The 6,239-nt window shown below is 51.6% G+C and carries 6 protein-coding genes; all 6 read right to left on the bottom strand.

Going from position 1 to position 6,239, the window contains the following annotated elements:
* Positions 1-960: dTDP-glucose 4,6-dehydratase (gene rfbB / locus ABYP33_RS16800; RefSeq protein ID WP_373092302.1), on the bottom strand; the 960-nt coding region annotated here is incomplete at its 3' end.
* Entirely contained in the window at positions 957-1,793 is an 837-nt protein-coding gene (locus ABYP33_RS16795; RefSeq protein WP_373092301.1) for a sulfotransferase, read from the bottom strand. The genes ABYP33_RS16795 and rfbB, both read right to left, overlap by 4 nt.
* Positions 1,794-2,182: 389 nt before the next feature.
* A complete protein-coding gene (locus ABYP33_RS16790; protein ID WP_373092299.1) occupies positions 2,183-3,460 on the bottom strand; it encodes an oligosaccharide flippase family protein in 1,278 nt (425 codons plus the stop codon).
* 6 nt (positions 3,461-3,466) lie between these two features.
* A complete protein-coding gene (gene rfbD, locus ABYP33_RS16785; RefSeq protein WP_373092298.1) occupies positions 3,467-4,351 on the bottom strand; it encodes a dTDP-4-dehydrorhamnose reductase in 885 nt (294 codons plus the stop codon).
* The gene (gene rfbC, locus ABYP33_RS16780; RefSeq protein WP_373092297.1) at positions 4,348-4,905 is read right to left on the bottom strand and encodes a dTDP-4-dehydrorhamnose 3,5-epimerase; all 558 of its coding nucleotides are present in this window, start codon (positions 4,903-4,905) and stop codon (positions 4,348-4,350) included. Before rfbC ends, rfbD begins: the two co-directional genes overlap by 4 nt.
* An 18-nt stretch (positions 4,906-4,923) precedes the next feature.
* Positions 4,924-5,808 (bottom strand): glucose-1-phosphate thymidylyltransferase RfbA, encoded by an 885-nt coding sequence (gene rfbA / locus ABYP33_RS16775; protein WP_373092296.1) that lies wholly within the window; start codon positions 5,806-5,808, stop codon positions 4,924-4,926.
* Positions 5,809-6,239 lie beyond the last annotated feature (431 nt).

Genomic DNA, 6,239 nt, shown 5'->3' with positions numbered 1-6,239 from the left:
CTCTTCTGGCACCCAACCCAAGTCGCGCTGAATCTTGCTGGCATCAATCGCGTAGCGAGCATCGTGACCGGGTCGGTCTTTAACAAAGGTGATTAAGTCTTTAAAGCCTTTGCCGCTGGCACGGGAATTGGCGTTCTCAGGAGCAAGTTCTTCCAGTAGTTCGCAGATGGTTTCCACCACCTCTATATTGCGTTTTTCGTTATGGCCACCAATATTGTAGGTCTCACCCACTTTGCCCTCACACACCACCTTGAACAGGGCACGCGCGTGGTCTTCCACATAGAGCCAGTCGCGAATCTGGCTGCCGTCGCCGTAAACCGGCAGGGCCTTGCCCGCTAGGGCGTTGAGGATCATGTGGGGAATGAGTTTTTCCGGGAAGTGGTAGGGCCCGTAGTTGTTGGAGCAATTGGTAATCAGCACCGGCAGGCCGTAGGTGCGGTGCCAGGCCCGCACCAGGTGGTCGGAACCGGCCTTGCTGGCCGAGTAGGGTGAGCTGGGCTCGTAAGCGGTGGCTTCCGTAAACAAATCGGTGGTGCCGTGAAGGTCACCATAAACCTCATCAGTGGAGATATGATGAAAGCGGAACGCGGCTTTGGCTTCGGCATCGAGGCCAATCCAGTAATCCCGGGCGGCTTCTAGCAGGGTGTAGGTGCCCACGATATTGGTCTGGATAAAGGCGCCGGGGCCGGTGATAGAGCGGTCCACATGGCTCTCCGCCGCCAGATGCATCACCGCATCGGGGCGGTGCACGGCAAACAGGGCAGCCATTGTCGGGCCGTCACAGATATTCGCCTGTACAAAGGTGTAGCGATCACCCTGCAGCGTGTCGGGAATGGACTCCAGATTACCCGCGTAGGTCAGGGCATCGACATCGACCACCGAGGCCGTGCTGTCGGCAAAGATATGGCGCACTACGGCGCTACCGATAAAACCGGCGCCGCCGGTGACAAGGATTTTCAAACTCTCTTTGCCTCCCCTGCGCTATAACCATGTGCCTTCAGTACATCGCTATACTCCTCACTTAGTGCAACGAGCTCTAAGTCCCGCACAAACGAGTAAGCCCGACCCGAATTAACCTTGGCTTTGGATTCGGGACTAAAACGCACATTTAAAAACTGTTCAATTTGAGCAAAGGTCTTGTCCGGCGTGGTTAAAATATCTTCATAACTTACCGAAAGTACGTGGCCCGGAGCCACCGAAGACATCGCATCGTTACAGGACTTTTCATAAAAGTCCCATAATTCAAGTCCATAGCGAATATCGTCAACCCTCAGTCCTCGGGGGAGTGGAATCTCTCCCATTCTTTTTGCCAACATCTTTTCAGCCCTTACCGCAAGGCTTTTGGCAACGTCGACACCGTGTCGTCGAATATGCAGTACTTTCAGATTTGGAAATACCATTTTCCAAATTGGGAAAGTAATTGAGGATCGGGGGTCCTTGACTAACAGATTGCGTTTATCATTTAACATACGCTCTCGCCGAAGCCACATCGCCGGTCCGAAGAACGTCACTGAACGAAAAGACAAGATATCCTGCATTAGCCATTCACAGAGATATTTTCTTCGCCGATCAGTCAGATAACTCTGAAAATGGTAGGGAAAATCCCAGTTACAACCCGCAGAATGTAAAATCTCATTATTCTTTTTTATAATATATGTCGGTTCATTATTCTCTTCCAAGCTCCACCCCGGGTAATAGCCCGACTCTACTAACATCTTGGAAAGCATAGTGGTGCCCGACCTGTGCATTCCCAGGATAAACAGGGGCTCGCCTAGAAAACCGGTATTTTCCATATTATCTCGTTCTTTAATCATTAATAAGCTGGTATCGAGCACGCCACAAGAGTTAGCCCTTACTTGATTTTCAAGTAAACAATACTTTCTTCAAGATACAACGGCGCACAGCGCTTCTCTATGGAAACGCCTAAATTAATATCTTGAATAAAAATTACCAAAGCAATTCAGGCTACTACAAAAATCACAAGAGGTTGGCGTTAAACGCCTTTCACGGAGTAAAAACATCAAAGCACTTCCCTCGCGCAATCACAATCCATTAACAGCAGTGGTACTCTAATGCACCAACCTACCTTAAATCGCACCAAAAAAGGGCGACACTCCAAAATACTTACCAAAGTGTAAACCAACAATTGGTCAAGAAAATCGTTTTCACACTGCGCTGAAAATCATTTCTGCCATATTGCCAAGGTATTAAAGCCAAGCCGTCGCTTAACGAAGTACACCGCCAACAGGTTTTGAGTCGCTACTGCAATCGCTGTGCCAATGGCGTTGCCATACGCCCCATACGCAGCGGTTAGCCACCATGTTAATGTCAGTGCCAGTGAACCGGATATAAGCGTGATATTACGCATATCCTTTTCATGGCCACACATCATCAACAGAAAGCCCACAGAACCCGTAATAGCATTTACAAACTGGCCCACAGCCAGTATCTGTAACAACGTACTGCCGCCGGCAAATCCCTCACCAAAAAGTCCCATGAGAAACCCCGGAAAAATAAGCATAATAGCGATGACCGGGGTCGCCATCACACCAATCAGTTTCACCGACATTTTCGCGAGGTGCTGCAACGCCGCCATATCACCATTGCGGTGCATTGCCGCAAATTTTGGCGCCACTACTAGATTAACAGCGATGAGGACAAAGCTGGCCAGCATTGCAGTTCGTTGGGCAACGGCTAATTGCGCAACAACTTCAGGCACCATATACACCCCTGCAATAAACTGCCCGGACCATTGCACCATTTGCCCCATAATCACAACGATCCATAGTGGCATACAGCTTTTGATCAATGCCTCCCACGAAATAGCAGTTGCGGCGCGACGTGGTCGGTTTTTACGCAGCATCACGTAGCCACTCAAAGCAGCCACAGATGCCGCGGCGGCAAAAACCCGTGCCAGTGTTACAGCATCGCTAATATTAAACAGCAGAATACTCGCGATCAGTATCCCGTTCGCGGCAATATTAACGACGAAGATAGAAAGCAGAACCTTTTGTAGCCCTTGCAAGGCGTTGGCAGCCAAGGTAAACAATGCAACACCGACAACCGCCACTGCAATGCCCTCTATGACCCCTGCCATTTGCGGCTTTTTAAAGAAGTGCTCGGCAACTGGAGTCGCCAACGTATAAAGACACACACCAACAACAAGACTGGCGCCACCAGCCAGTGCCATTGATTTGTAGAAAACAGACATTGCCTGCTCAGGTGAGCTTCCCACAAACCGTATAACTGTATTATCCATGCCCATACGGGATACCGCAGCAAGAATAACTACAGTGGTAAAAGCCAGGAAATAATAGCCGGACTCTTCAGCCCCCAACTCGCGAGCAATCAGAGCGGTGGCGATAAAACCCGCTACCGCACCCAAGGCCCTTATCACAAAGGCAATTGCCGACGAGCGAATAACGTCCTGGTGTTGCGATGATCGCGGCGACAATTTCATTCATGGCTACTCTTGGTGTGGCAGACGACTCAGAACAGCTTCCAGCGATATGTGCCAATCATCGGCTCGCACACCAAAGCGAGTATTGAGTTTATCACTCGACAGCACCGAGTACGCGGGCCGCGTTGCGGGAGTGGGGTAGTCTTTCGTAGTAATCCGGTTTACCTGCGGCTGTTTTAATAGTTCGCCGCGGCTTTTGGCTGCATCAAAAATACAACGCGCAAATTCATACCAACTCACGGCATTATCACCGGAATAATGGTACACGCCGTACCGTGCCCGATTTTCACTAAACACCCGAAGGACTGAGGCCAGCGCTCCCGCTATTGCCCCCGCATAGGTCGGGCAACCAACTTGATCTGCCACCACACCCAACTCATCCCGCTCTTTGCCCAGACGCAGCATGGTTTTAACAAAGTTATTGCCGTATTCACTAAATACCCAGGCGGTGCGCAGGATCACATGGCGGCTGCAGTGCTGCTGCACGGCTTTTTCGCCATCGAGTTTAGTTTGGCCGTAGACGCCCTGGGGGTTGGTGACATCGTCTTCGGTGTAAGGGGTGGTCTTGCTGCCATCAAAGACGTAGTCAGTGGAGATATGAATCAACAGGGCGCTGTGGCGCTCCGCGGCCTTGGCGAGGTTTTCTGGGCCAGTGGTATTAATTCTGGCGGCCAGCTCCGGCTCAGATTCCGCCTTGTCCACGGCGGTATAGGCCGCCGCATTGATAATGGCCTGGGGCTGGTGTTGATCGATGATCTGCTTCACTGCCTTGGCATCGCCAATATCCAAGCTGCTGCGGTCAAGGGCGATGACTTCATGCTCAGTGTCGGCCAGCACATCTTGTAAGCAACGGCCTAGCTGGCCATTGGCGCCGGTGATCAGCAGTTTCATCGGCCCAGCTCCTTGCGCAGCTGGGCAAAACGCGGCGCGGCGGCGTCTTTCTCAGACAGTGTGAATTCCAACCCCTCGGCCTCGGGCCAAGTAATAGCCAGATCGGGATCGTTATAAACCAGCGCCCCTTCATCTGAGGGGTCGTAATAGTCGGTGCACTTGTATTCAAAGTCGGCGGTATCACTGAGTACCACAAAGCCGTGGGCAAAACCCGGCGGCACCCACAATTGACGTTTATTTTCTTCCGAGAGGATTACGCCTTCCCACAGGCCAAAACTGGGGGAGCCTTGACGTATGTCCACCGCCACATCATAGACTTCACCACTGACCACCCGCACCAATTTGCCCTGGGGCTTGGTCTTTTGAAAGTGTAGGCCACGCAAGACACCTTTGGCCGAACGTGAGTGATTGTCTTGCACAAAGGGCAGACTGATACCCGCCATGTCGCGGTAGCGATCTGCCTGAAAGGTTTCTAAGAAAAAGCCTCGATGATCGCCAAACACTTTGGGTTCGATAATCACGCAATCTTTTAACTTGGTTTGTATAACGTTCATTGCTGCCTCAAATTCCGTTTATTTATAGCCGTCGGCGACCCGCAGCAAATATTGGCCATAGCCGGTCTTTTTAAGAGCCTCACCCTGCTGCAACAATTGTTCGGTGCTAATCCAACCCTGTCGGTAGGCGATCTCTTCTAGGCAGGCAACTTTGAGGCCTTGGCGATGCTCAACAGTCTGCACAAACTGCCCCGCATCAATTAAGGAATCGTGGGTTCCGGTGTCCAACCAGGCAAAACCGCGACCCAGCACTTCCACGCTGAGATCGCCGCGCTGGAGGTAGGCGAGGTTCACATCGGTAATCTCTAGTTCGCCTCGCGGCGAGGGTGTGATATTGCGCGCAATCTCGATCACGTCGTTGTCGTAAAAATACAGACCTGTTACTGCATAGGGCGATTTCGGCTTGGCGGGCTTTTCTTCAATGCTGATCGCCTTGCCAGCTTCGTCAAACTCAACCACCCCAAAGCGCTCTGGGTCGGTGACGTGGTAGCCAAAGACTGTTGCACCGGACTCTTTGGCAACGGCACTTTTAAGATTGTCTGAGAATCGCTGGCCGTAGAAGATATTGTCGCCTAAGACCAAGCTGACATTGTCGTTGCCAATGAAATCAGCGCCTATGGTGAAGGCCTGGGCCAAGCCGTCGGGGCTGGGTTGTTCAGCGTAGCTGATGTTGGTGCCAAATTGACTACCGTCACCCAATAAGCGCTGGAAACCGGGTAAATCTGTGGGCGTAGAGATAACTAAAATATCTTTGATACCCGACAGCATCAGCACTGACAGTGGGTAATAGATCATTGGTTTATCGTAAATTGGCAGTAACTGCTTGGAGCAACCCATGGTAATGGGGTGTAAGCGCGTGCCAGAGCCACCTGCGAGAATAATGCCTTTGTATTTCTTGGTCATGAAACTTCCTTTACTGGCTTGATGTAGCAAGCCGCAATTTAAAAAATATCGCTGCGAACCAACGCCGTGCGTTTATCTCGTCACTCCTGCGCAGGCAGGAGTCTATACCTTGGCCTTGCACCTCGCGTCTCGCATTTACCACCCAACGGCATTCGCTGCGCTCACATGGATACCTGTCCCTGCCTCCGCAGGGATGACGCGCAGGTATGACGACAAATTAAGTCACTCCTGCGCAGGCAGGAGTCTATACCTTAGCCTTGCGCCTCGCGCCTCGCGTTTACCACCTAACGGCATTCGCTGCGCTCACTTGGATACCTGTCCCTGCCTCCGCAGGTATGACAATAAATTAAGTCACTCCTGCGCAGGCAGGAGCCTATACCTTGGCCTTGTACCTCGCGTCTCGCATTTACCACCTAACGGCATTCGCTGCG

The sequence above is a fragment of the Zhongshania sp. genome, from assembly GCF_041584495.1.
In the GTDB taxonomy this organism is placed as follows: Bacteria; Pseudomonadota; Gammaproteobacteria; order Pseudomonadales; family Spongiibacteraceae; genus Spongiibacter.
The sequence above is the reverse complement of the archived record's forward strand: the minus strand, read 5'-3'. Positions and strand labels throughout refer to the sequence as shown.